Source organism: Nonomuraea sp. B19D2, assembly GCF_040137845.1.
Lineage (GTDB): Bacteria > Actinomycetota > Actinomycetes > Streptosporangiales > Streptosporangiaceae > Nonomuraea.
In genome coordinates, this window is record NZ_JBEFAK010000029.1 from 105,223 (window position 1) to 129,815 (window position 24,593).

The 24,593-nt window shown below is 68.7% G+C and carries 24 protein-coding genes and 3 pseudogenes; 16 read left to right on the forward strand and 11 right to left on the reverse strand.

The features are described 5' to 3' along the window. Together ABN273_RS39310 and ABN273_RS39315 are read left to right on the forward strand one after the other, a co-directional pair. Positions 1-1,017 (forward strand): aldo/keto reductase, encoded by a 1,017-nt coding sequence (locus ABN273_RS39310; RefSeq protein ID WP_349454370.1) that lies wholly within the window; start codon positions 1-3, stop codon positions 1,015-1,017. Continuing rightward, on the forward strand, positions 1,014-2,537 hold the full coding sequence (locus ABN273_RS39315) for an MFS transporter (RefSeq protein WP_349454334.1): 1,524 nt from the start codon (positions 1,014-1,016) through the stop codon (positions 2,535-2,537). Before ABN273_RS39310 ends, ABN273_RS39315 begins: the two co-directional genes overlap by 4 nt. On the opposite strand, the gene ABN273_RS39320 is transcribed toward ABN273_RS39315, so the two are convergent. Then, positions 2,500-3,723: an MFS transporter gene (locus ABN273_RS39320; RefSeq protein ID WP_349454335.1), complete on the reverse strand. Its 1,224-nt coding sequence runs from the start codon at positions 3,721-3,723 to the stop codon at positions 2,500-2,502. The two genes, ABN273_RS39315 and ABN273_RS39320, sit on opposite strands and share 38 nt — an antisense overlap. Before the next feature lie 61 nt (positions 3,724-3,784). Here ABN273_RS39320 and ABN273_RS39325 point away from each other — a divergent pair, with 61 nt between their 5' ends. Further along, positions 3,785-4,315 (forward strand): ArsR/SmtB family transcription factor, encoded by a 531-nt coding sequence (locus ABN273_RS39325; RefSeq protein ID WP_349454336.1) that lies wholly within the window; start codon positions 3,785-3,787, stop codon positions 4,313-4,315. 486 nt (positions 4,316-4,801) lie between these two features. On the opposite strand, the gene ABN273_RS39330 is transcribed toward ABN273_RS39325, so the two are convergent. Both ABN273_RS39330 and ABN273_RS39335 read right to left on the reverse strand, forming a co-directional pair. Continuing rightward, complete coding sequence (locus ABN273_RS39330; RefSeq protein WP_349454337.1) at positions 4,802-6,469, reverse strand: CDGSH iron-sulfur domain-containing protein; 1,668 nt, start codon at positions 6,467-6,469, stop codon at positions 4,802-4,804. Continuing rightward, a complete protein-coding gene (locus tag ABN273_RS39335) occupies positions 6,466-6,765 on the reverse strand; it encodes an antibiotic biosynthesis monooxygenase family protein (protein ID WP_349454339.1) in 300 nt (99 codons plus the stop codon). The genes ABN273_RS39330 and ABN273_RS39335 overlap by 4 nt, the downstream gene beginning before the upstream one ends. 75 nt (positions 6,766-6,840) lie before the next feature. On the opposite strand from ABN273_RS39335, the gene ABN273_RS39340 reads away from it, so the two are divergent. The 7 genes and pseudogenes from ABN273_RS39340 (at position 6,841) to ABN273_RS39355 (ending at position 11,581) form a co-directional block, all read left to right on the forward strand. Then, on the forward strand, positions 6,841-7,419 hold the full coding sequence (locus tag ABN273_RS39340; protein WP_349454341.1) for a TetR/AcrR family transcriptional regulator: 579 nt from the start codon (positions 6,841-6,843) through the stop codon (positions 7,417-7,419). 326 nt (positions 7,420-7,745) lie between these two features. Continuing rightward, positions 7,746-7,994, forward strand: a pseudogene (locus ABN273_RS59810) (AfsR/SARP family transcriptional regulator); the annotation flags it as partial. A 26-nt stretch (positions 7,995-8,020) separates the two neighbouring features. Further along, positions 8,021-8,233: pseudogene (locus tag ABN273_RS59815) on the forward strand (BTAD domain-containing putative transcriptional regulator); the annotation flags it as partial. Positions 8,234-8,598: 365 nt separating this feature from the next. Further along, complete coding sequence (locus tag ABN273_RS39345) at positions 8,599-8,790, forward strand: hypothetical protein (protein ID WP_349454343.1); 192 nt, start codon at positions 8,599-8,601, stop codon at positions 8,788-8,790. Between the two features lie 197 nt (positions 8,791-8,987). Further along, positions 8,988-9,431 (forward strand): annotated as a pseudogene (locus ABN273_RS59820) (glycosyl hydrolase family 28-related protein); the annotation flags it as partial. Between the two features lie 726 nt (positions 9,432-10,157). Beyond that, positions 10,158-10,997, forward strand: a complete 840-nt coding sequence (locus ABN273_RS59825; RefSeq protein ID WP_502911195.1) for an FG-GAP repeat domain-containing protein — start codon at positions 10,158-10,160, stop codon at positions 10,995-10,997. Between the two features lie 101 nt (positions 10,998-11,098). Beyond that, complete coding sequence (locus ABN273_RS39355; RefSeq protein WP_349454347.1) at positions 11,099-11,581, forward strand: type II toxin-antitoxin system VapC family toxin; 483 nt, start codon at positions 11,099-11,101, stop codon at positions 11,579-11,581. Between the two features lie 539 nt (positions 11,582-12,120). Here the strand turns inward: ABN273_RS39355 and ABN273_RS39360 are convergent. The 6 genes from ABN273_RS39360 to ABN273_RS39385 form a co-directional block, all read right to left on the reverse strand. Next, on the reverse strand, positions 12,121-13,059 hold the full coding sequence (locus tag ABN273_RS39360; RefSeq protein ID WP_349454349.1) for a sodium:calcium antiporter: 939 nt from the start codon (positions 13,057-13,059) through the stop codon (positions 12,121-12,123). 2 nt (positions 13,060-13,061) lie between these two features. Beyond that, positions 13,062-14,654, reverse strand: coding sequence for an ABC transporter permease (locus tag ABN273_RS39365; protein ID WP_349454350.1), 1,593 nt, complete (start codon positions 14,652-14,654; stop codon positions 13,062-13,064). Continuing rightward, on the reverse strand, positions 14,651-15,544 hold the full coding sequence (locus ABN273_RS39370; protein ID WP_349454351.1) for an ABC transporter ATP-binding protein: 894 nt from the start codon (positions 15,542-15,544) through the stop codon (positions 14,651-14,653). Before ABN273_RS39370 ends, ABN273_RS39365 begins: the two co-directional genes overlap by 4 nt. A gap of 198 nt (positions 15,545-15,742) precedes the next feature. After that, a complete protein-coding gene (locus ABN273_RS39375) occupies positions 15,743-16,894 on the reverse strand; it encodes an FAD-dependent monooxygenase (RefSeq protein WP_349454352.1) in 1,152 nt (383 codons plus the stop codon). Positions 16,895-16,924: 30 nt separating this feature from the next. Continuing rightward, the gene (locus ABN273_RS39380; RefSeq protein ID WP_349454353.1) at positions 16,925-17,692 is read right to left on the reverse strand and encodes an NAD-dependent epimerase/dehydratase family protein; all 768 of its coding nucleotides are present in this window, start codon (positions 17,690-17,692) and stop codon (positions 16,925-16,927) included. Between the two features lie 222 nt (positions 17,693-17,914). Further along, the gene (locus tag ABN273_RS39385) at positions 17,915-19,576 is read right to left on the reverse strand and encodes a CocE/NonD family hydrolase (RefSeq protein ID WP_349454354.1); all 1,662 of its coding nucleotides are present in this window, start codon (positions 19,574-19,576) and stop codon (positions 17,915-17,917) included. A 120-nt stretch (positions 19,577-19,696) separates the two neighbouring features. Between ABN273_RS39385 and ABN273_RS39390 the strand changes: the two genes are divergently transcribed. Continuing rightward, entirely contained in the window at positions 19,697-20,173 is a 477-nt protein-coding gene (locus ABN273_RS39390; RefSeq protein WP_349454355.1) for a GbsR/MarR family transcriptional regulator, read from the forward strand. A gap of 176 nt (positions 20,174-20,349) precedes the next feature. Here ABN273_RS39390 and ABN273_RS39395 read toward each other — a convergent pair whose 3' ends face one another. Further along, positions 20,350-20,538, reverse strand: coding sequence for a hypothetical protein (locus ABN273_RS39395; RefSeq protein ID WP_349454356.1), 189 nt, complete (start codon positions 20,536-20,538; stop codon positions 20,350-20,352). A gap of 234 nt (positions 20,539-20,772) precedes the next feature. On the opposite strand from ABN273_RS39395, the gene ABN273_RS39400 reads away from it, so the two are divergent. From ABN273_RS39400 to ABN273_RS39415, 4 genes are all read left to right on the forward strand, one after another. Next, positions 20,773-21,426: an MIP/aquaporin family protein gene (locus ABN273_RS39400; RefSeq protein ID WP_349454357.1), complete on the forward strand. Its 654-nt coding sequence runs from the start codon at positions 20,773-20,775 to the stop codon at positions 21,424-21,426. A 28-nt stretch (positions 21,427-21,454) separates the two neighbouring features. After that, positions 21,455-22,024: a ferritin-like domain-containing protein gene (locus tag ABN273_RS39405; protein ID WP_349454358.1), complete on the forward strand. Its 570-nt coding sequence runs from the start codon at positions 21,455-21,457 to the stop codon at positions 22,022-22,024. Next, a complete protein-coding gene (locus ABN273_RS39410) occupies positions 22,021-22,236 on the forward strand; it encodes a hypothetical protein (RefSeq protein ID WP_349454359.1) in 216 nt (71 codons plus the stop codon). The genes ABN273_RS39405 and ABN273_RS39410 overlap by 4 nt, the downstream gene beginning before the upstream one ends. A 174-nt stretch (positions 22,237-22,410) precedes the next feature. Then, a complete protein-coding gene (locus ABN273_RS39415) occupies positions 22,411-23,595 on the forward strand; it encodes a hypothetical protein (RefSeq protein WP_349454360.1) in 1,185 nt (394 codons plus the stop codon). A 94-nt stretch (positions 23,596-23,689) separates the two neighbouring features. On the opposite strand, the gene ABN273_RS39420 is transcribed toward ABN273_RS39415, so the two are convergent. Further along, complete coding sequence (locus ABN273_RS39420) at positions 23,690-23,998, reverse strand: hypothetical protein (protein ID WP_349454361.1); 309 nt, start codon at positions 23,996-23,998, stop codon at positions 23,690-23,692. Between ABN273_RS39420 and ABN273_RS39425 the strand changes: the two genes are divergently transcribed. Further along, positions 23,997-24,461, forward strand: a complete 465-nt coding sequence (locus ABN273_RS39425) for a hypothetical protein (protein WP_349454362.1) — start codon at positions 23,997-23,999, stop codon at positions 24,459-24,461. The genes ABN273_RS39420 and ABN273_RS39425 overlap by 2 nt on opposite strands. Positions 24,462-24,593: the final 132 nt, after the last annotated feature.

Sequence of the window (24,593 nt, forward strand, 5' to 3'; positions counted from 1 at the left end):
ATGCGATACCGGCTGCTGGGCCGTACCGGACTGCGGGTCTCCGAGGTCTTCCTCGGCGCGATGACCTTCGGCGAGGAGCGGATCGGCGCCTCGCACCAGGAGGCCCGCCGCATCCTGGACCTGTACGCCGAGGCCGGAGGCAACGTCGTCGACACGGCCAACTTCTACGGCGGCGGGCAGAGCGAGAGCATGCTCGGCGAATTCCTGCAGGGCCGCCGTGACCGGTTCGTCGTCGCCACCAAGTACACCGTCTCGCGCGACGGCAGCGACCCGAACGCCGCCGGCAGCCACCGCAAGAACCTCACGCTCTCCCTGGAGGAGAGCCTGCGGCGGCTGCGTACCGACTACCTCGACCTCTACTGGGTCAACCTGTGGGACCGGCACACTCCGATCGAGGAGACGATGCGGGCGCTGGACGACGCCGTACGCGCCGGAAAGATCCTTTATATCGGCATTTCCGACGCACCCGCCTGGGTCGTGGCCCATGCCAACACGCTGGCCGACTCGCGCGGCTGGACGCCGTTCGCGGCCGTACAGGCGCCATACAGCCTGCTCGACCGCGACATCGAACGCGAGCTGCTGCCCATGGCCGAGTCCTTCGGCATGACGGTCGCCGCCTGGGGGCCGCTTGCCCACGGCGTCCTGTCCGGCGCGTTCACCCGCCCCGGCGACCCGAAGGCGAGGACCCGGGTCGCGCCCGACTCCCTCGGCCCGCGCGAGCACGCCGCCGCGCAAGCGGTCCAGAAGGTCGCCGAAGACCTGGGCGCCACTCCCGCCCAGGTAGCGATCGCCTGGACCCGGGCGCGCTCGCGGGCCGTGCACCCGATCGTGGGCGCCAGGACAGCGGAGCAGCTCCACGACACCCTCGGCGCCCTCGACCTCACCCTCCCGGCCGACGCGGTGCGCCTGCTGGAGGAGAGCACCGACTTCACCCTGGGTTTCCCCGGCGACTTCCTCGCCCAGGCCGCCTCGGTGTTCGGCGAGGTCGCCGCCCGGGTCGACGGCAGGCGGCCATGACGGAGGAGCGCCGTCGCTCGGCCCGACGGCTGGCGGCGGCCGTGACATGGGAAAGGCGCGGGCATCCGGCGGTGACACTGGCCACGGTGCTGCTCGGCTTCCTCGTCCTGCCGATGCTGATGTCCGGCACGACGGTCGCGCTGCCGCGCATCGGCGCCGACCTCGGCGCTTCCGGCGCCGCGCTCCAATGGGTGGTCATCGGCTACTTCCTGGCCGCCGCATCGGTGATGCTGGTGGCCGGCTCGCTGGGCGACCTGTTCGGCCGTCGCCGCGTCTTCGCCTTCGGCGCCGTCACCTACGCCGCGGGCGCCCTGGCCAGTGCGACGGCCACCGACATCTTGCTGCTGGACGTGGCGCGCACACTGTCGGGCCTCGGCGCCGCCGGGGTGATGGCCGGCGGCGGCGCGATCCTGGGCGCAACTTTCACCGGGCGCTCCCGGACCCGGGCGTTCGGGGCGATGGGCACCACGGCCGGAGTGGGCATGGCGATCGGCCCGACGCTTTCCGGCTGGCTGGTGGGCTCGTTCGGCTGGCGTGCCACCTTCGCCGTCTTCGCCGTCGTCGGCCTGCTGCTGTGGGGCGGCACCGCGTTCATGGCCGAATCGCGCGCCGCCACCAGGCCCCGGATGGACCTCGCCGGGTCGGCCACGCTCGTCGGAGCGCTCGCGCTGGTGATGTTCGGCCTGAACCAGGCGGCGCAGGCGGGCTGGTGGAGCGTCACGGTGTTCGGTCCGCTCGTCGCCGGCCTGGCCCTGCTGGCGGCGTTCGTGTTCGTCGAGCGCCGCAACCCGCACCCCGTGCTGGACCTGGGCCTGCTGCGGGACCGGCGCTTCATGGCCTGGTGCCTGGCCTGCCTCTTCGTCGCGGCCGGGGCCGCCGGGGTGACGGCGTTCCTGCCCACCTACCTACAGGGCGTCAACGGCGTGTCCGCCCAGGGCGCCGGGCTCACCATGCTGATGCTGACCGCGCCGGTCCTGCTCATGCCGCAGGCAGGCGCGCTGCTGGTGAACCGCGGCCTGCCGCCCCGGGCCCTCATCACCGTCAGCCTGCTCCTGATCGCGGCCGGGAACGCCTGGCTCACCGTGATCCACCCCGGCATCGGCCCGCTCGCCGTGCTGGGCCCGCTGGCCACGATGGGCGCCGGCATGGGACTGGTGATCGGCACCACCGACGGCCAGGCCATGGACCAGGTGCCGCCCGAACGGATCGGCATGGCCACGGGCCTGCTCAACACCATCCGCGCCGGCGGGGCCACGCTGGTCACCACCCTGTTCGGCACCGCGCTGACCAACCTGCTCCAGGCCCGGACCGGCACGGCCGCGGCCAGGATCGCCGCCGGAGACCTCGCGGGGCCGGACCGTCTGCACCACGCCCTGCACTTCACCGACGCCTGGCACCTCACGTTGTGGGGGGTGGCGGGCATCTGCGCCGTCACCGCCGTCGTCGTGTGGGCCATGCTCGCCCCGTCCCGCCAGCCGACCGTCACGACAGCTCACGCATCGTCCGCAGCGGTGAGGTGACCACCCACAGGAAGGCCAGGCCTCCGACGGACGCCGCGACCAGGATCGTGGGCCTGATCCCGATCGTCTCCGCCAGCACACCGCCCAGCAGCCCGCCCATCGGCAGCGTCCCCCACACGAGGAAGCGCATGGTGGCGTTCACCCGGCCGAGCAGCGGCGCGGGCGTGACGGCCTGGCGGAAGCTGAGCTGGGTGATGTTGAACACCACCGTCCCGATCCCGAAGACCAGCTCCCACAGCACGTACACCCCCAGCCGCCAGTCGGCCTGCGCCCACGGCAGCGCGAACATCAGCGGGACCGGCAGGGCGATGGACAGCCAGATCGCCGGGCCGTGCCCGACGCGCCGCACGACGGCCGCGTTGACCAGCGCGCCGGCCAGGCCGCCCAGCCCGCTCGCGGCCATGATCGGACCGATTGTCCCGGCAGCCAAGCCAAGCTCCCTGGCCAGCAGCATCAGCAGCACCGGCCGCGCCATCGAGGTGAACAGGTTCAGCGTCGCCGTGCCCCCGGCGATCCTGCGCAGCAGAGGGTGCCCGAGCACGAACGCGAGACCTTCCAGGATCTCGCCGCCGAGTCGGCTTCGAGGACCGCGTTCCAGCCTGGGCTCGGCCGTGCGGATCTGGCCCAGCCATAGGGCCGACCAGGCAAAGCCGAGAACCGTGGCGATCAGCGCGAACGGCGCGGTGAGGAGTTGGACGAGGTATCCGCCCGCGCTCGGGCCGCCCAGCCGCGCCACGGTGTGCACCGCCTCCAGCGCGGAGTTGGCCTGGACGAGCCGGCCACGGCCGGCCAGGTGCGGGATGTAGCTCTGGTACGCCACGTCGAAGAACACGGTGAACCCGCCGAGCACCAGCGCCACGCCGTACAACTGGCCGATGGTCAGCAGGTCCAGCCACCAGGCGAGCGGGATCGAGCCGACGGCCAGCATGCGACCCCAGCCGGCCACGATCATCACGTTCCGCTTGCGCAGCCGGTCCACGACCGCCCCGGCGGGTAACCCGATGACCAGGAACGCCAGGGTCTGGCACATGGCCAGCACGCCGACCTGCAACGGCGAGGCACGCAGCGCCAGGACGGCGATAAGCGGCAGGGCCAGGGCGAGGACCTGGGTGCCCGCCTGGACGGCGACGTGGGCGGTGAAGAGCCTGCGGAAGTCGGGGTCACGCAGAAGTGCGAATCGGGTCACGGATGGAAGGTCGCATGACCGATTGAAAAAGTCAATCAGTGGGGAAGTAGAGTGACATGCCATGAGCACCACTCGCCGCGCGGCGACCAAAGCAGAGGCACGTGCCCTGGCCTCGACCGTACGCCTGCGCATCCTGCGGCTCTGCCGCGACCAGGCGCTCACCAACAAGGAGATCGCCCACCGGCTGGGGGCCAACCCGGCCACGACCCTGCACCACGTACGCACCTTGGTGGAGACCGGCTTCCTGGCCGCCGAGCCGAGTCGGCCCGGACCGCGCGGCTCCACCGAGATCCCCTACCGCGCCACCGGCAAGTCCTGGCCCCTGGATACACGCGAAGCCGGCGTACCCGGATCCAACGCGGCGATCTTCGAGGCGTTCCTGCAGGAGATCAAGCCCGTGGACGTCGAGGAGTCCTGGCTGGGCAGGGTGGCGCTGCGGCTCACCGACGAGGAGCACGCCGAGTTCCAGGCGCGGCTGCTGGAACTGTTCGATGAGTTCCGAGCCCGCAACTCCACCGGCCGGCCGTACTCGCTTTTCGTCGCCCTCCACCGGGACACATTCAGGGACGGCTGGAGCTCTGCTGACCACTGATTAACGACGGGCTTTTATCCCAGGTCGCCCTGCCCGGTAAGGGAGTTTCTGCGGAAGCCGCTGCGCCTTACCTGCAGGCTGCAGCCCGGGTGCTGAGCTGGTCAGACAGAGTGCGGAAAGCAGTCGTGTCAGGCTGATCGGGCAGGTCCGACACCTTCCTGGCAGCCCGGGCGGCGTGTTTGCGTGCCTCGGAGCATTTCCCGCCTTCACCTCATGGGCGTGTGCTCACGGTCGTCGACCCCGTTCTCGCAGGCCCTGCACCAGCGGGGTGACGACGGTGCCCATGGCCCCAGTGACGACGATCATTGCGGAGTCGCTCTGTTCCTTCGGAGGAAGACCCGGCCGGCCAGGCCGGCTTCGTTCGCGCTGGTCTCGACTCGGCGAGGAGTGTGTCGGGGACGCGGCCGGGGCTCCCGACGGGCTCGTGGGCTTCCTGCCGCTGGAACCCGTCGTGGCCTCAGGAGAGTGTCCGGCGGGGGCCCCTGCTCATGGTGGGGTTCCTTCGGCGATCCATCGGGCGAAGAGGTCGACCTGCTCAGCGGGCCAGGCGCCGTCGCAGGGCATGCCGCCCTGGCGGAGCCGGTGCAGGATGGCGTCGGCGTGCTGGGCGACGTCGTCATGCGACCACAGGTCGAAGGCGAAGCTCATCGACTTGCGGTCCACCTCGCGGAACAGCGGCTTGATGTGGTCGGCGAAACCGACCGGCTCATCGGGTGCCGGTAGCCGCACCTGCTCTCGTTGCGCGGGTGGCGCCAGGGCGGAGACGCGGGAGCCTGGCTTGGCCTCGCACACCCACCACCATTGGGGCACCGGCATGTGCGGTGGCGGTGTGGCGCCGGGCTGGGAGTTCTCCAGCGCGATCCTGGATCCCCATTCGACATAGCCGGCGAACGCGGCCCGGAACTCCGGGTCGGTGGGCAGTCCGGCGTCGTCGGCGGCCAGGCTGATGAGCTGCGCCCAGCGGGCTCGCCATTGCTCGGTCAGCGCCTTACCGGCGTGCTCGGCGACCATGTGGTCGTAGCCGCCGTACTGCTCGGTGTAAAGCTTGGGGCCGCCGAACGTCTCGGCGAGCCATGCTGCGACGCGTTCTGGATGGTCCGGCGACATCCGGGCGAACAACGGGCCGAGCAGGTCGTCCTGCGGGACGTACTTTTCGTAGAAGATGTGCGTCATCCGCTTCAGCGCCGGCAGACCGCCAGCCCACTCGAAGAGTGTGGGGTCCTGCGACAGCGGTGGGTCGGCGAAGCCGACGTAGTAGTGCATGCCGCTGCAGAGCGGCTTGTTCCGTGAGTGGCCGCACCGGCACAGGCTGTAGTGCTCTCGGGAGGCGTCGCCGCCGAGCGGGATACCGCCGGTGATCCGGTAGGGACCGTCCTTGGACACCTCGATCGCAGGTTCGCGTTGCGGGTCGGGGACCTTGTGACCGTCGTTCGTGGCGCCGAGTGCACCGGATGGGCAGGCACGCACGGCCCGGACGATCTCGTCGGCCCGGCCGCCGCTGGGCGCCGCGAACGGTTCTTCACCTGCCCGGAACACGGTGGGCAGCCGATCGGTGCAGAATCCGGAGTGTGCGCACACGCCGCGGTTGTCCAGCACCGTGACCTGCACGCCTTCGTAGGAATCGAGCCGGTCGGGCACCCTGGCCGGGTCCTTTGCGCCGCTGAACGCGATGCGGGCATGGCTGCCGTCACACAGGGGTTTGGTGGCGGACTGGCCGCATCGGCACAGCGCCATCTGCGGGAACGTCTGGATGGGTTCGCCCAGCCAGTTGGTGATCTTCGAGATGTTGGTGATCAGATACGGCCCGTCGGCCGCGACGTCGATGCGTGATTCCAGGTCGCCTTGGATGCCGACCAGTTCCGCGATCCGCTTCGTCAGGGAGTCGGCGTCCTCGGCGAACAAGCAGGCCAGGTGCTGCAACGCGGCCGTGGCCTCGATCAAGCCCGGGTGCGCGCCGGGCCTGGCGCGCAGCCGTGTGGCGTCCTTGGCCAGCTCCCACAGGCGGTCCGAGGGGGTGCCGTCCTGCGTGACCTCTGGTTCGGCTTCGGTGACCGCCGTGGTCAGCGGCCGGATCACCGTTTCGGCAAGCGGCTCGCCTGGCGCCAGATCTCGGTTGAGCAGGCGGGCCCGTGCCAGCAGCTCAGCTGTGTTCACCGGGCCCCGAATCTGGCGTCGTAGTGCTTCATCTCCTCAATGTGGGAGAAGAAGGGCTTCACCGCGGCGAAGAACTCCCCGAATCGAGGGCTGCGGCGAAAACCCTGCTCGTGTCCTTCGATTGAGTCCCATTCGATCCGCACCGTGTAGTGCTCGGGCTCCTCGACGCCTCGGGCGATCTCGTACGCCAGGCAGTGCGGGTCGTCGTCAAGCACGCTCGACGCCGCCCTGTACGCCTGCTCGAACTCGTCGGCTCGGCGGGCTGGAACTGTGTAGCGGATGTACTCGATGACCATGAGGGGACCCCTTTATAGAGTGAGGTGAGAGGTGCTTTCGTTACATTACAGCATTGTAATGGAATGGGTGGGATCATGACACGAAAGACCGGGCGAACGCGGGACGCCACCATCGACGACCGGATCCTGGCCGTCGCCCGGCGGCATCTGTCGGTGTACGGCTACGAGCGAATGTCGCTGGCCGCCGTCGCCCAGGAGGCGGGCACCAGTCGCCCGGCCCTGTATCGCAGGTGGCCGGGCAAAGCCGAGCTCGCCGCCGCCGCGGTGGCCAGCATGGCCGAAGGGGAGCAGGCAAGCCCGCCGGCGGATCCCTATGCCGCCCTGGTCGCCGAACTGGCCGACTTCCAGCGCGGCGTCTCCCGGCCGGGCCGGCTGTCGCTCGTCGGCACCATGCTTCAGGACACCACCGAACCCGAGGTGCTCGCCCGTTACCGCGCCCGTGTGATCGCCCCGCGGCGCCGCCGTATCCTTGGCATCCTCCAGTCGGCACAACAGAGCGGCCTCATCGACTCCGACGCCGACCTGGAAATCGCCGTCACCATGTGCACAGGCAGCTGGTACGGCCGGGCGCTGGCCGAACCCAACCCACCGCCCCACTGGCCAGAGCGGACCGCAGCCCTCATCTGGCGCGCCCTCGGCGGCCACCGACCGTAGGCGCCACCTGACCGGTTGGCGATCGGCCTGCCAGACGCGCGTGCTTCGCGAAGGCTGTGACTGCCGATGATGTCATCCGAGCGGGTCATTCAGCTTTTCCGACTCCTTCCGGCTCGTGTCCGCTTGGAGCTCCGAGAGAGGAGCATCGCCGGAGCCGGAGAGCTCCTCAGGGCAGGTCGGACGATGCCCTGCTTAGGGCCACCTGACGGCTCGTCCCGTGGTGGAGCACGCGCCGAGCCCAGGACGTTCCCCTGCCCCCAGGGCGGATCAAGCACTTCTGGAGACATACCTGCGATATACCGCCGTTTTGTACGCTCCTCTCCCTGATGACACTGGAGATCGGGTTCCTCGGGCCCTGGGAGATCAAGGCGTGCGGGCAACCGGTACGGCTGGAGGGCCGTCGCCGTGTCGCCGTGCTGACGCGGCTGGCGCTGGACGCCGGTCGGCCCGTCACAGCGCGGCAGCTCGTCGCCGACGTCTGGGGGCAGACCTCGACGGCCACGGCCGGCGAGCAGCTCCACATCGTGGTGTCGAAGCTGCGTAACCCACTCACCCCCGAGTTCATCGCCACCGTGCCCGGCGGCTATCTGCTGGACCTGCCCTGCGAACAGGTGACGCGCACAGCTTCACGCTGCTTGCCGGCCGGGCGCGGATGGCGAACGACCGCCGCGAGCCGGGTACGGCCGACGAGCTGTTCCGGCGGGCGCTGGCCCTGTGGCGGGGACGCGCCCTCACTGAGCTGGTCGACTCATGGACGCAGATCGAGTCCAGCCGCCTGGAGGAAGAGCGCCTCGCCGTCTGCCACCCCGGGCAAGAAGCTGGACTTCGTCACGTGCCAGTGTTACGACTACCGCAACAATCCCCTGCGGGCCAAGGGCGAGAAGACGGCCGTCCGCGCACTCCTCAGCAGGAACGACCTGAACACCGGCACCTCCGTCTTCGTCACGGAGTTCGGCGTCTACGGGGGCGATACCGGACACGGCGGCGACAACGGCAACGGCGACCCGGCGGCCGACCTCCGTCACGACCAGCTGGTGCAGGCGGCGGGCATGGTCGCCACCAGCAACATGTCGACTCCACGCGGGTTGCCGTCCTGTACTGGAACTACCAGGCCGAATCGGGCACCGACGTATACACGCCCACCATCACCATCGACAACCTCCCCCGAGAGCCTCTTCGGTGGCAAGGGCGCCTTCCCTCGAGCGCTGGGTCGTCGACGCCACGCACAACAACCACCCCTACGACCGCACCACGTCGTTCAGCCGGGTCGTGGCCAAGGAAATCGACGTCCCCAGCGGCCGGTATTCCTTCCAGACCTCGCTCAAGAAGAACGCCGTGGGCCTCGCGCTACTCACCCCGATCAACCACTGAGCCGGCCTGGAAACGCTCGATCGAGTCGGGCCCCAAAGGATGTCTTGGGTGGGAATCACAGCGCCACTATCTGCGAGGATGATCAAATGGCTCGTCTAATCTGTTCGTTAACGGTCGTGATCGCGGTCGCGACAGGGTTGCTGAGCGTGGGTCCCGTAACGGCCTACGGACGGGCCGCGGCCCGGGTCAACGTCTCCGACTATCGGACCGATGGGCGTAGTGACGCGGAGGCGATCCAGGCCGCGATCTCGGCGGCGTCGCCCGGGGACACGGTGTATTTCGAGGGTGGCGTCTACGAGTTGGATAAGCCTTTCTTCTTCGGCTCTGGAGTCCGGCATGTAGGAGAGGCGGGCAATCCGCCTGTCCTGCGGGGCATGGGAAGTGCAAGCCTGTTGATCGACCATACGGCAGCACGTCCCTTGAAGGACAGCACAATCAGGGGCTTGCATTTCGACAACATCCACTTGAGGTTCAAAGGCGCCACGGATTACGACGCCATTGTCGACCTCACCATCGTTGACTGCCAGTTCGAGAACGGCGCAGGCGAGACGGTTTGGAATTCCGACTACGTTACCCTGTCTTATACGAACGGCGTCACCATTGATAACTCCACTTTCCTTCGGAGCGCGGAGCATGGCGGCCGCGGTGTCGTCCTCCATCGAACGCGGACGACCGTGGTCAAGGATTCCCACTTCGGCACCACGCGGAACCTCGAGAGTGATGTGTCCAACGGATACTTCAGGACCGCTATCAACCTGATGGGATTCGAAGAGAAGGATTCCGTTGTCCTGCGCAATGAGGATGTCTTGATCGATGGCAACGTCTGGCGCAGAACCCCGGGCATCCCCTGCCCTGACGGAGCCAAGTGTGAAGACCATGGCATGTACGGCTGGGGTGCGAAGCACGTCTATGTGGTAGGCAACTACGGGGACGGGTGGACCACCACTGCCGAAGGCGGCTCCCTCAAAATGCGCAATGGCGACGACTACTACGTGCTGCGTAATCACTTCAGGTCTTCCGGCATCCTCACCTACATGTATCCGTTCACGAATCCCGCCCACCTCCATCACGAACGGATCGAGGACAACCGCATCGACATGCTCGGCTACGACAAGGCGAGCAGCGGCATTTTCTATCGGCGCACCGATGCCAACGGCTCCTCCACGGGGACGGTCTGTGAAGGAACAGGCATCGAGGACGACATCTTTATCCTCGGCAACAAGTTCGTCAACGGCGGCAATGTCGACATTCGCTGCGCGGTAGGAAATGAGATATGCGTGGAGGGAAACACGGGCGGCGAAACGAATCTGCACGTGGACGGGGTCACGACAGCCGGATGCGAGCCTCCGGGGGATTGGGATGCGCCGATGGCAGGTGTCCATCGCGGCGACTTCAACGGTGACGGCAAGCAGGACTTCGTCCACTACGTTGCGATCGGTTCGGAATCGTCCCACTGGCGTGCGCATCTGAGCGACGGCGACGGGTATGTGCACCAGAACTGGGGGGAGAATGTCTGGGCGGCGCGTGACACAGAAGACTTCGGCGTGCATGTGGCGGACTTCGACGGCGACGGAAAAGATGACCTGGTCTACTACGGGCTCTGTGGCAGCGAACGGGCCAAGTGCTGGCGCATGCATAAGAGTACGGGAAATGGTTTCCTGGACCCTCGTAACGCCGGTAATTTGGTGGAGATCACCGCAGAAACGCTCCGATTCGGATTCCACACCGGAGACTTCGACGGTGACGGTCGCGCCGACATCGTGTTCCGCAGCCGATGCGAAGCCACCGCGTGCTGGCGGGTGCTGAGTCTCCAGCCTGACGGCAGCTTCTCTATGGGCGACTGGGGCAACGACGTGTACTGGGACCCCGACGAGACAGACGAATACGGCCTTCAGATCGGCGACTTCAACGGAGACGGTCGCGATGACATCGCCTATCTTGGCCGATGCGGTTCCACGACCGCGTGCATGCGCGCCCATATCAGCACCGCGGCCAACGTATTCGCCGCCCAACGGTGGGGGTCCAAGCCGTATCTTGACGGATCCATCACGCCGCATTTCGGCATGCGGGTCGTCGACCACAACGGCGACGGCAAAGACGACATCGCCTATCGCGGGAAATGCGGCAATCCGGGAGTTCCTGTGTGGCGGTTCTACATGGGCTCTGCCCAGGCCCCCGCTACTGTGGCGTGCTCACCAGCCCTGTGATCGCCGGGGAGCGACTCTCCCCATGCCGAAAATGTCATCCGTGCACGCCGTGGCATTGGGAGGTCCTTGGTTTTTGCGGTCCGCCGGCCATCAGCACATAAGTGCCGGGCAAGAAGCTATGGCAGGGCACGGCCTTGCCGGTGAGTTTGCTTCCGGCCTTTGCTGCCACGGTCTTGGTTCCGCTGCCGAACAGCGCCCTCAGACCGATTTTCGCGATGCTTCCAACTCCGCCGATGATCCCGATGATGAGCGATATGTCGTCGTTCTCTTCGACGGCGCCTTCCCCGCAGTGGACGGGGTCCTTCCGGCAGAGCTCCTGGTATCCATTCAGGCCTGTGAGGAAGCTGCCAGAGGATGAGGCTCTGCGTGCCCTGGAACTGCTCGGCCGCATGAACATCAGACGCTACGACCACGTGTCGCTGCTCCCACGCATTTGGGAGCTTCGGCACAACATGTGGGCTTACGACGCCTCGTACGTTGCACTTGCGGAGTCGCTCAACGCGGTGCTGGTGACCGTTGACGGCAAGTTCACGGGCGCACCGGGCCTGCGGTGCCGCATCCGGAACCTCCGCATCGGCCAGTAGGCACAGAATTGTGCCTGCCGAAAATTCCCATCCATGCAGTTCAGGGCACAGATGAGACCGGCGAACCTCAATATGAGGATCTGCGATCCGGCGGAGGATCGGGGCCAAGAACATGTCATTGCTGGTCGGGTAAAGCCCACCCGGGACGATCGTTGGTTGCTCGTTGCTCGCGTGTATGCGGTACGGGATGGCACCCACGGTCACATCCCGACACGATTCCAGGGATGACCGTGGAGAGAACGCCACAAACGGGCACGTCGTGGCATGCAATGACAGGTCGCTGCGGATCTTTTAATCCGTAGGTTCCGGGTTCGAGCCCCGGGCGCCCTACCACTTCTCAGCCCTTGTGCCACCGCAGTGGCTCTCTCGAGAGTGGTCATCGTCACCGTGCCCTCCATGCTTCAGTGCCGAACCGCACCGTCATTGTGATGGCTCGTCCTCCGCCTGCCGGGGATGGGCGTCCTCCTCGCGCATCAAGATCGCTCATCCTCGGCTCCGCCTCCGGGGGTTCATCCGAAGTAGCCCTGGTCGGGCGCCGTTCACGCGATCAGCGGCAGAAGCGCGACATAGAGGACGAGCAGCAGGACCGACTCCCTGCGGCTGAGCCGTTTGCCGCGGGCCAGCAGCGCCCAGGTGATCCCGCTGACTCCTGCCATCGCGGCGATGACAGCAGGCGCCATGGTGGGCGGTTCGGTGGTGGTGAACGCGATGATCGCGCCACCGGCGAGGCTGTTGACCAGGTTGCTGCCGAGCAGGTTGCCGACGAGCAGGTCGCTGTCGCCGCGGCGCTGGGCCTGGATGGAGGTGACCAGTTCGGGCAGTGAGGTCCCGAGCGCGACGAGGGTGAACCCGACCAGGGTCGGTGACACTCCCGCCCGCACGGCGAGCTCGGAGGCGTTGGCCACGAGCAGGTGCGCGCCCAGCAACGTCCCGACCAGACCGGCCAGCGTGCGTGGCACTTCGACTGCCAGGCGCGGCCGTACGGAGGTGTCCAGGTAGTCCGTGGTCTCAGCGGCGACCACGTCGCGGGGAGTGGCGCGGGCGAAACGCAGCAGCACCACCACCGCTCCGATCAAGGCCACGGCCAGTACGGCGCCCGCCGCCAGGCGGAGCCCGGACAACAGGGTGATCGCGAAGATCGTGACGGTCGCCACCGATAGCGGCGCCTCCCGCCGCAAAACGGAGGAGCGGACAGCCAGGGCAGCGGTCAGGCCGCCGATGCCGAGGATCAACGTCAGGTTGATGATGTTCGAGCCGACCAGGCTGCTCGCCGCGAGCTCCGCCTGCCCTTGGAGCCCGGCCGTGCCGGCCACGACCAGCTCGGGTGCGCTGGTGCCGAACCCGATCACGACCACGCCAACCACGACGGGCTCCAGCCCGAGGCGTTCTGCCAACCGGCCGGAGCCGAGCACCAGATGATCCGCGGCGAAAGCGAGCACGGCCAGCCCCAGCACGCTGAGAACGATCAGGAGCGGCATGGTCAGTCTCCCCGCAGGTCACGCCGCTGGAAGGCGGCGATCCCGGCCAGCGAGAGCGCCGCGGTGACCGCGCTCAGCCACAGCAGCGGGCTCGCATCCACCGGCTGGCCCAAGGACGGTGGGACGTGCACGAAGGGCGACAGATCCCTGACCCATTCATCCAGTTGGAGCAGCTCGCCAAGTTGGCCGAGCAGGGCGAAGGCCACCAGCGCGGCCCATGCGAGCGCGGTCAGCCGGGGCAGCAGCCCGAACAGCAGCATCGCGATCCCTGCCAGCGTCCACGTGGCGGGCACCTGGACCAGTGCCGCGCCCAGCAGGCGTGCGGCCTGACGGATCGGCTCGCCAATCCGGAAACCGTGCGCCAGTCCCGCCGCAAGCCCGCCTGCGGCGAGAATCAGCGCACTGCCGCCCAACGCCACGGTCAGATGGCCGGCCGTCCAGCGCCATCGGGCCACGGCCGTGGCCAGGACGGGCTCGGCCCGGATCGCCGACTCCTCGCCCTGCAGCCGCAGCGTCGCCTGGACGGCAAAACCGCCCGCGACCAGGCCGAGCAGTCCCAACTCGGCGGCCAGGAACGTGTCCGTCAGCGCACTGGCGCCGCCGCCCATCCGCGCCAGCAGCCCGGCCAGTTGCGGGTTGTCGCGCACGATGTCGCCGACGCTGTAGGCCAGCGCGCCGAACATCGCCCCCACCACGGCGAAGCCGATCACCCAGCCGAGCAGGCCGCCGCGCTGCAGCCGCCACGCCAGCGCCAGCGGGCTCCTGAAGGAGGCAGCCGCGTCCGGCGGGCCCAGACGCGCAGGCACCAGTCCGGCACCGAGGTCCCGCCGACTGGCCAGCAGAGCAGCTACCGCCATCAGGACCAGCCCCGTGACGGCGAATAAGGCGGCCACCCACCAGCGCTCGCCGGCGAACGCCCGCATCCGCTGTGCCCAGCCCAGCGGGGACAGCCAGGCGAGCGTCTCCACCTTCGCGGCGTCGCCGAGCGCGCGCAGGAGGAAGGCCAATCCGAGGGTCGCGGCGGCGATGCCGTTGACGGTGCGGGCATGCTCGCTGAGCTGCGCGGCCAGCACCGCGACGCCGGTGAACGTCCAGCCCACGCCGCCCACGGCCAGGCCGAACGCCAGTGCGCCCGCCGCCGGCAGTCCCTGACCGGCCAGGGCGATCGCGATGAGCAGCACGATGAGCAGGTTCGCGCCGCCGGCCACGAGCATCGCCGAGGCCAGGGGCGCGTGGCGGCTGACCGCGCAGGAGCCGACCAGCTCGGCACGGCCGGTCTCCTCCTCCGCGCGAGTGTGCCGGGTCACCACGAGAATGCTCATCAACGCGGCCAGCACCGAGGCCGTGGTGGTGGTCCGCCAGGCCGTGAGCCCGCCGATCGACGTCGCGTCGAAGACGGGCCCGGTGAGTGCCTGCAGCGCGGGTGCGGAGCCGATGGTGACGCCCAGGGCGATGCGCTGGGCCGCCTGCGGGTACAGCTCGGCGATGGCCGAGGCACTGGCGGCGAGGAGCCCGACGATTGTGACGATCCAGACGGGCAGCACGACGCGGTCGCGGCGCAGCGCCAACCGCACCAGCGTCAGCGTGCCGGTCACGCCGCGACCTGGTAGTGCCGCAGGAACAGCTCCTCCAGCGTGGCCGGCTGACAGGTCAGCTGGCGGACGCCGGAGTCGGTGAGCAGGCGCAATGCACTCTGGAGGTGTTCGGCATCGATGCCGAAGCGGACGTGGGAGCCGTTGACGGCCAGGTCGTGCACGCCCTCCAGTCCGGCCAGGCCGTTGGGGATCCGGTCGAGCTCGGCGGTGACCGAGGTGCGGGTGAGGTGGCGCAGCTGGGCCAGCGTGCCGGTCTCGACCGCGCGCCCGTCGCGGATGATGGTGACCTGGTCACACAGTGCCTCGACCTCGGACAGGATGTGGCTGGACAGCAGCACGGTACGGCCCCCGTCGCGCTCTTCGCGGATGGTCTCGCGGAAGGCCGCCTCCATCAGCGGGTCCAGGCCGGAGGTGGGCTCGTCGAGGAGCAGCAGTTCGACATTCGAGGCCAGTGCGGCGATCAGGGCGACCTTCTGGCGGTTGCCCTTGGAGTAGGCGCGGCCCCTCTTCGTGGGGTCGAGGTCGAAGCGTTCGAGCAGGGTCGCCTTGCGCCGCCGATCGAGGCCGCCGCGCAGGCGTCCGAGCAGGTCGATGGCCTCGCCACCGGACAGCGTCGGCCACAGCACGACGTCTCCCGGCACGTACGCGAGCCGCCGGTGCAGCTCGACCGCGTCCCGCCACGGGTGGCCGCCGAGCAACTCGGCGTGGCCGGAGTCGGCGCGCAGCAGGCCGAGCAGGATACGTAGCGTGGTGGTTTTACCGGAGCCGTTCGGGCCGAGGAAGCCGTGCACCTCGCCACCGTGGACGGTGAGGTCGAGCCCGTCCACGGCGTGGACTTTGCCGTACCGCTTGGTCAGGCCACTGATGAAGACAGCAGGACTGCTCGCCATGGGGGGCGCCTCCCTGAAGCCGGTCCGATGTGACGTTTGCCGACCAGACTTCCCGGCGCTCCACAATCGACGGTAGCAGCGTCGGATCCGCCGCACCAGCCTGCCCGTTCCAGAGACGCCAGCTTGCGGGCGACCTCTGGTATCGGCTCTCAACACGGCTGGACGGCCCACCTTGGAGGGCGGGCCCTCCATGCGTGTTCAGCCCTTGATGAAGCGGCGGGTCATGTACCAGCGCACCGGCGGCAGTGCGGCCAGGCGCAACGGGAGCTGAGTCAGCCACAGCAGCAGGGGGTTGGCGGGCGCGTAGACGCCCTTGACCCGGCGGCCCAGCCTCTGCTTCTTGTCGACCTCGGGCCGCAGCGCCGCCTCCCAAGCGGCCAGGGCGGTGCCGATGTCGCCCGGGTGGCGCTCCAGTTCGGTGCCGAGCCGGTCGGCGCCGCCGACCGCCAAGGCAGAGCCGTAGCCGGCGAACAGGGTGACGCACCAGGCGGCGTCGCCGAGCAGGACCACGCGGCCGCGGCTCCAGGTGGGGGCCACGACCTGGCTGATGGTGTCGAAGTAGACGGAGTCCGTCGTGGCCATGCCGGCGAGGACCTCGGGGATGATCCAGCCGAGGTCGCCGTAGACCTGCGGCAGCACCCTGGTGGGTCCGTCGGCGCGGGTGCCGGTGCCGCGGTCGGTGCGGTAGCCGAAGAAGGCGACATTGCGGCCGTCGCCGACGCTGATGACCGCGACTGTGCGGCCGCGTGAGGACAGGGTGCCGGTGGTGCCGGGCGCGATCGCGTTCGGGCGCTTGTCGAGCATGTAGACGGCGACCATGTGCTCCAGATCGAGCAGGTAGTCCTCCTCGGGGCCGAAGACCAGAGCGCGGGTGGCCGAGTGCAGGCCGTCGGCGCCGATCAGCAGGTCGGCGTGTGCCACGCTGCCGTCGCTCAGGGTGACGTGCACGGAGTGCGCGTCCTGGTCGACGGCGGTGATGGTGGTGCCGAAGCGGATCTCGGCGGTGTCGCGGACCTTGTCGTACAGGACTGTTTCGATGTCGCCACGCAGGATGTTCATCGAGCGGGGGCCCATGGTGGCGGCGATGCTCTCACGCGTGAGGGAGAAGCGCCGCTGGCCGTTGGGCTTGTGGTAGACGAGTTCCTCGGTGACGAAGGCCCGCTTGTGGAGGTCGGGCAGGATGCCCATGCGTTCGGCGGCGTCGTAGCCGATGCCGCCGAAGGTGACGCCGTAGCCGCCGCTGCGGCGCGTGGGGGCGCGTTCGATGATGAGGCTGTCCCAGCCGATCTGGGACAGGCGCAGGGCGGCGGCCAGGCCGGCGATGCCTGCTCCGATGATGATGGCGCGCATGAAGGTTCCTTGCTGAAGCTTGGTCGAGGGTTAGAGCTGGTCGAGGACGCGCCGCTCAGCGGCGGGATCGAGCCAGGTGTCCGGGGACGGGGCGTCGGGGCGCGGGGCCGGGTCGCCTTCGGCCTGCAGCCGGACCCAAGTGGCGGCGAGCGTGTCCCGGAGCGGGCGGGTGGTCAGCCCGTTGGCGAAGGCGGTACTGACGTCGGCGTCATGCATGCCGCTCGGCGCCGGGTCATGCGGGAAACGCAGCCCGAACTCCATGCCCAGCCACACGCCCTCGCGGCGCAGCAGTTCCTCGGGCGCCCACACCAGTTCGGCGTCCAAGCCGGTCACCGCCAGCGCCGTCTCCAAGAATTGCCCGATCGTCACCTCACCGGGGTGGCCGGTCACCGTGTAGGCGCCGCCGATACCGCGTTCGGCGCACCGCAGCATCCAGGCGGCCAGGTCGCGGACGTCGATGTACTGCAGGGACGCATTGGCTGGCCCAGGCGCCAGCACCCGGCCGCCTTTGTCCAGGCGGCGCAGCCACCACGGGACGCGGCCGACGTCCTCGTACGGTCCCAGGATCATCCCGGCCCTCGCCAACAGCGCTTGCTCTCCGTAAGTCTCGATGACGGCCAGCTCGCCGCCGCGCTTGGCCGCGGCGTAGTCGTCACTGTCGTCGCTTTCGGGGTCGCCGTCGACGGGCGGGGCGCTCTCGTCCGCGCCCGCCGGCCAGGGCCAGCGATGTACGCCGCGGCTGGAGACGTAGCCGTAGTGTCCGGTACGGCCGGCCAGCAGGCGGGCACTGTCGCGCACGACGCGTGGGGGCCCAGGTGTCGATGACGGCGTCCCACTCCTGACTGGCGAGCGCGGCGGTGACCGCCGGGGTGTCGGTGCGGTCGGCGATGAGCCTCTGGACGCCGGGGGCCGGTGGGCGGCTGAGGCCGCGGTTGAGCGTGGTCACCTCATCGCCCCGCTCCAGCGCGGTCTCCACGATGGCACGGCCCACGTGGTGAGTACCGCCTAGCGCGAGCAGTTTCATGACGCTCCCGGCGTGAGGGGCAGCCAGAGGGCTGACGGGTGGTCGAGGTCGTGGAAGATCTCGTGATCTGATGCACGCAGCTCGTGCGAGGTGGCCAGTGGTTGGCCGGTGCCTGGGTTGCGGCCGTAGCGGGGGTGGGCGCCGCTGGAGACCTGCAGCCGAATCCGGTGGCCGCGAGCGAAGCGGTGGGCCACCGGCCACAGTGCGATGTCCATCGTGCGCGCCTCGCCCTGGATATCGCTGTCCTGGTTCAGGCGGATGATTCCGTCGCAGAGGTTGAGCGACTGGCCGCGGGGGCTCACGTCGCACAGGCGGGCTACGTAGTCGACGTGCGGGATGGACGAGCGGGCGTGCAGCCGGACCCGGACCGGGCCGATCACCTCCACGTCTGCTTCCAGCGGGGTGGTGGTGAAGGTGAGCACGTCGGGCCTGGCCTCGATGGCGCGGTTGTCTTTCGGGCCCGAGGACATGCTCACCGCCGTCCCGCCCACGGTGGGGGTCGGATCACCGGGGTCGTAGCGGTAACGGCTAGGGCTCGCCTCCGGCCTGGGTTCCGCGCGGCTCAGCTGTCCACCGGGATGCAGATACCAGCTGGTGGGCTGGTGGGCGGGCGGCCAGCCGGGCAGGTCCAACCACCGGTTTGCTCCGGTGACGAAGACCCGCACCGCCGAAGGAGCGTTCTCCCCGGTCATGGCGGCATCCAGAGCGGCTAGGGCGTCCCTCATGCCTTCGCGGGTGTACAGGCCCTTGCCGTGTCCCCAGGGCCCGACCAGCAGCCGTACGTCGCGCCCGGTGGCCAGCAGACGGGCATGGTCCTCCAGCATGCCCGGCAGGAAGAAGTCGTACCAGCCGCCCTGCAAGTGCACCCGAGGCGGCATCCGCTCGACGTTGGCGCGGTGGTCCATGCGGGCCCAGTACTCCTCGTGAGGGCCGTGCGCGATCCACTCCTGAAACCAGTTGACCCGGTGCCCGGTCAATGCCCGATCAGCCTGCTCCAGCGGGAGGGTGAGGGTGGCGCGGCGCAGTGTCCGGCCAGCGGTAAGCGTGGCCAGCAGCTGCCGGGTCAGGGAGAAGTTCCCGCTGAACATGGTGTCCACGAGCTGGACCCAGCCCAACGCGTTGCCGAGCGCGAAGGCGCCACCCGGATACATGAAATGCTCGGCGAAGGCCGACGGCGCATCCTGAATCACCGCGATCTTCCATTCGGGGATGTGCCGGGCGGCCAGTTCCCACTGGACGAAGCCGAGGTAGCTGGCTCCCCAGGTGGCCAGCACACCGCCGAACCACGACTGGTCACGCAGCCAGCTCAGCGTGCCGTCGGCGTCGGCCGAGTCGATGACGAAGCCGTCGAAGCGACCGCCGGAGCCGGCCGTGCCACGCAGGCTCTGATACAGCACCTGATAGCCGCGCTCGGCCAGCAGCTTCGGCAGCTGGTCCAGCGCGTTGCCCCTGCCATAAGGGCTGCGCAGCAGGACCAGCGGTGGCCGGTCGACGTCGGCCGGGTAGTAGTGGGTGGCCAGCAGCCGCACGCCGTCGGCGGCGGGGATCTCGACGTTGCGCCGTACGCGGACCGGGTGCCGGATGGCGGGACGGACGCCGTACAGGCGGCTGAGCAGGGTCATCGGGGTCATCTCCTCGTCGACGGATGTGGCTTTCACATCGCCGACCAGGCTTCCCGGCACACCATCGGTCCTCCGCCTGGCGGAGCCCGATGCTGGGCAATATACCGAAGCTTCAGAATTTTCTGAAGACATATGAGATTCGATATTCTGCACAGCATGAGCGACAGGCAAGAGCGGTGGCAGGCAGCCGAACGTCTCGCCCTGACCTTGGCCGACGGCGGGCTGCAGCGTATGGCCGCGCGCACCCTGGCCGTCTTCCTCTTCACCGACCAGGAGAGCGTCACTGCCGGCGAGATCGCCGAGCACCTCGACACCAGCGCCGGATCGGTCTCCGGGGCGGTCAAGTCACTGCTGTCGGTCGGTCTGATTGAACGCCTGCCCGCCCCTGGCAGCCGCCGCGAGCACTACCGTCTGCGCGACGACGCCTGGGCCGTCTTGTTCACCAGCCAGAACACCGTCATCCAGGTCATGCTCCAGGCCGCGCAGACCGGCATCGACGCCACCACGGCCGACGACCCCGCCCACTGGCGGCTGACCCAGATGCGCGACTTCTACCAATTCATGCTGGGCGAGATTCCCGCCCTGCTCGAACGCTGGCAGCAACACCAGCACAGCCCGCCCCGCCAAGCCTGACTTCCGCCCACAGCAACGCTCGACAGGCCACAGCGACAACATCAACTTCTTCGGCGTCATCAACGTCGACGTCGAGGCGGAACTGGCCAAGCTCAACACCAGCGGATGGCGGCCGCTGGGGCCGGCGCAATTGCGCGAGCTGGGGCTGACGCCCTGAGCGGGCGCAGCGGCGGGTTTCAGGCTTTGAGCTGCAGGCGGCGCTGCAGCAGCCGGCCGACCGGCGCGAAGGAGGCCAGGCGCAGCGGCAGGTCGCGCAGCCACAGCCGGAACGGGTCAGCGGGTGCGTATAGGCCTTTGACGCGGCGGCCGAGCTGCTGCTTCTTCTCAGCCTCGGGCCGTAGCCGCTGCTCCCAGGCGGCCAGCACTGCGGGAACGTCGTCGACGTGGGCGGCGAGCAGCTGGGGCGGAATCGAGCGCGCGCATCACTAGCGGATACCGGGCCATCCGGCAAGAGCCCTCATTTCGATTCGGCGAGCCGTAAAGAGCCGTAAACGTCCGTAAGAAGCCCGCAATCTCCTCAGTCCGAGGATCATGGCACGCTCTGGATGCGCTGCCGCGGAGCGTGATCGGTCTCGGTCTACAAGCGGAAAGGGCAGTCCATGCGCCGCTACATCACGGAGTTCATCGGCACGTTCTTCCTGGTCCTCACGATCGGCGCCACGGTCTTGACGAAGGCGCCCCTGGCGCCCGTGGCCATCGGCGCGATCCTGATGGTCATGGTGTACGCCGGAGGACACATCTCCGGCGCCCACTACAACCCCGCCGTGACCTTGGCCGTGCTGCTCCGCGGCCGGATCAGCCTGGCCGACGCGGTCCCGTACTGGATCGCCCAGCTGGCCGGAGGCCTCATCGCCGCGCTCACCGCTTCCTACATCGTCAATCCCGGCAGCGTGCCGGCGCTGTCCCCCTCAGGGCGGGAGCTGGGGGTCGCGCTGCTGGCCGAGGCGCTGTTCACCTTCGCGCTCGCGTACGTGGTCCTCAACGCCGCCACCAGCCGCGACCACCCGGGCAACAGCTTCTACGGCCTGGCCATCGGATTCACCGTGGCCGCCGGCGCGTTCGCGGTCGGCGGCATCTCCGGCGGCGCCTTCAACCCGGCCGTCGCCGTCGGCGCCGCCTGGATGGGCCTGTTCGCCTGGTCCAAGATCTGGATCTGGCTCCTGGCCGACCTGGCGGGCGGCGCCCTGGCCGGGGTGGCCTTCCTCGCGCTCAACCCCAAGGAACGCGCCCCGCTGGAACCCTCCGCAACCTGACCACCCCGAAGCCGACCCGGGAGCCGACATGATCAGCGCGCGCGAAGTCGTCAAGCGAGCGGGCGTCGATGTGAACCTCTTGATCGACCGGCTCACCTCCGCCGCCACGGCGGAGCTCAGCGCCGTCTACCGCTACACGACCCTCACCGTTCATCCCCTCGGATTCGCCGATGAGGAACTACGCCAGATCCTCAAAGACATCCGCGATGAGAATCGACACCATTTCGACGCGCTCGTGGGCCGCATCTACGAACTGGACGGAAGGCTCCCCGACGACATCCGGCAATTCCTGGAAGGCGGCCCTGCACGGCCGGAGGACAGCTCCGCCGACGCGCACGATCCGGTCACGACACTCATCGAAGACATACGACGCGCCGTCCACCCCTACAGCGGCCTGTGCAACCTCACCGAAGGCAGAGATCAACGCACCTATCTCCTGGCCCAGGCGATCCGCAACGAGAAAATCGAACACATGGCGTGGCTGGAAGAGTTCCTCGGCACAAAGCCACCTGGGCGCTTCCACCGCGGCTTCCGCGGCCGCTCCCCCTTCCTCGCCCGTCTGCCCGCCGCTCCCGAGGGGACCGAACCACCCGCGTGACCGCGCCTCCTGATGATCTCTATCAGGTGCGCCTGGAGCTTCGGAAGTGCTGTACGGACTCGCCGCTGGTCGTTGGAGCGGCTCAGCTCGGTGGCCTCCACTACCTCGGCGATGCCGGTGACGTCGGCGCCGCATTCCCAGAACAGGCGCACGACTTTGTCCAGCGCCACATCGGGATCGAAGTGCTTGACGTCCGGCATCCGCGCAACTGACAGCGGACCACAGGGGAGTAGCCATGTGATGTGTCGAGTGGAACCAGTCATCGGTCCGCATTCGCCCCTCCGTAAGGAGTCCGTAATGACCATGGACGTCCCTTGGTGGACGAAGGCGATCTACGCTCCATGCGCGGAACTGGATCATCGGTGTGCGAAGGGAAGGAGAGGCGGATGGCGAGACGGAAACGCGTGGCCGTCGGCTTGGCTGTGACAGCTCTCATCATGCTGGCGCCCGGTCGGGCCGTCGCCGGAACGCCGGGCTGGGAGACGCTTCCCACCCAGAATCCGGGCACCGGGCACAATGTCTTCTTAGACGTGTCCGGCACCTCCGGCAGTGATGTCTGGGCGGTCGGGCAGTACGAGGTCAAGCCGCATGTGCCCCGCTATGCGCTGGCCGCGCACTGGGATGGCGCCACATGGCGCAACGTCGAGGTCCCGATGCCCGCGGGAAAGAACGATGTGGACCTAGCCGGGGTCGCCGCGATCGCGCCGGACGACGTGTGGGCGGTGGGCACCGCCGGCACGACGGACGACCTGCGCATCGCCACCCTGATCACCCACTGGGACGGCGCCTCCTGGAAGATCGTCCCGAGCCCGAACGTGGGCGACGAGAACACGCCCAACCATCTGACCGCGGTCACCGCCGCCGGGCCGGACGACGTGTGGGCGGTCGGCTACGCCCACCAGAACGCCGTGAGCAGGCCCATCGCCCAGCACTGGGACGGCCGCTCGTGGACACTGGTGCCGCTGCCCTCCCCGGGAGCAGGTCACAGCGTGCTGTCAGGGGTGGCCGCGCGGGCATCCGACGATGTGTGGGCGGTCGGGTACGCGCCCAGCCGCACCACCGGCCACCAGATCGAGCCGTACGTCGTACACTTCGACGGCCGCGCATGGACCCGCGTGGACACCCCGAACGGCGGCGCCAACGGCACCTGGCTGACCGATGCGGCGGTCGGCCCGTCCGGCCAGGTCTACGCCACCGGCGACTGGCGCTGGCGCACCTGGGCAGGCAGCCTGACCGCCAAGGCAGCGGTCATGCGCTACGACGGCACCCGATGGGACTACGTCAACGTGCCCTCGTTCGACGTCGAGGGCACCAGTGTGGGGGATGTCGCCATCGCCCCGGGCGGCGAGGTATGGCTGACCGGCTCCAGCCGTACCGGCGAGAATTTCGCCCGCCTGTCGGGCGGCACGTGGCAGCTCATCGCGGGCGCGGACCCGTCGGTCTGGGCGGGGCCGGCTCATGAAGGGCTGACGATCGCCGGGGACCGGGTCTGGATGGTCGGCTCTTATGTGCCTTCGAACGACAACGTCAACTCGCGCACCTACGCCGAACGATCACCGGCGCTCTCCTGACCTGACGCCGACCGGCCCCGAGGCTCCCGGTGGTGCCCGTTGTAATGGATCCGATATTGGTGGAGCATACGGGCCAGGTGGCGTTCGTTGAGGATCAAGATCCGGTCATCCTCGGTGTCATTATCACTTCGGCTTTGAAGACCTCCCGAAAGGCGGAGGTGAAGAGCGAATCGCGATGGTGGATCAAGAACCGCAGCCCGGCGATGCGCTTCCGCAGGTCTATCGCCGGGTTGCGGACCTGCTGCACTGTCCATGCCCCGGTCGGGTGGGCGGTCAGATGCTGGCTGCGTGCAGCATGCGGGTGCCGGGCCGTCCCGGGCGCCGCCCGTCCGTGAAGGTCCACTTTCGCGCCACGAGGTTGCGATGCCACCGTAAGATCGCTGCCATTTAATCCGCGGATCATGCTCCGCCTCCCCAAGGTCGTGCTGACCCTCAAGCAGGCCGAACGCTACTGCGCAGGTGACCAGGTCTGCTCCTGGACCAGCGGCGAACACCTCGTTCTCGACCTCACCAGCGAGGCAGAGGAGGAGGGCGAACTGGCGCCGCCCGTCCCGCCCGGGCCGGGTTCGCTCAGCGCGCTGCAACGTGCCCTGGCCGACTTCCTGCGCCTGGACGACGACCTGCTCACGGCCGCCGCCGCGGCCAGCCGGCCGGCGCAACCCGTACAGCACGATCGAAAGGCCCTGGCCGCCTGGATGGGCGCTCTGCCCGCCAAGCGCAAGGACGCGCAACAGGAGTCGGCCCGGCGGTGTCGCAGTGGAAGAAATCGCACGCCAGAATCCCGGAGGCCTGTGCATGCAGGAACTCGCTCCAGGTCGGCCCCATGCGTCGCGGCGCAGGGTCGATGCCTGCCTTCTTCAGGATGAGCCACTGTTGCCCGGCGCTGAAAATGCCGACGAAGCAGGCACTGACGGTGCCGACGATCGGCGACGAGAACACCCCGCCGCTGGGGTGTGCGACGGGGTGTTCATCGGCAAGGTGTCGTCGTTCGTCGGCAT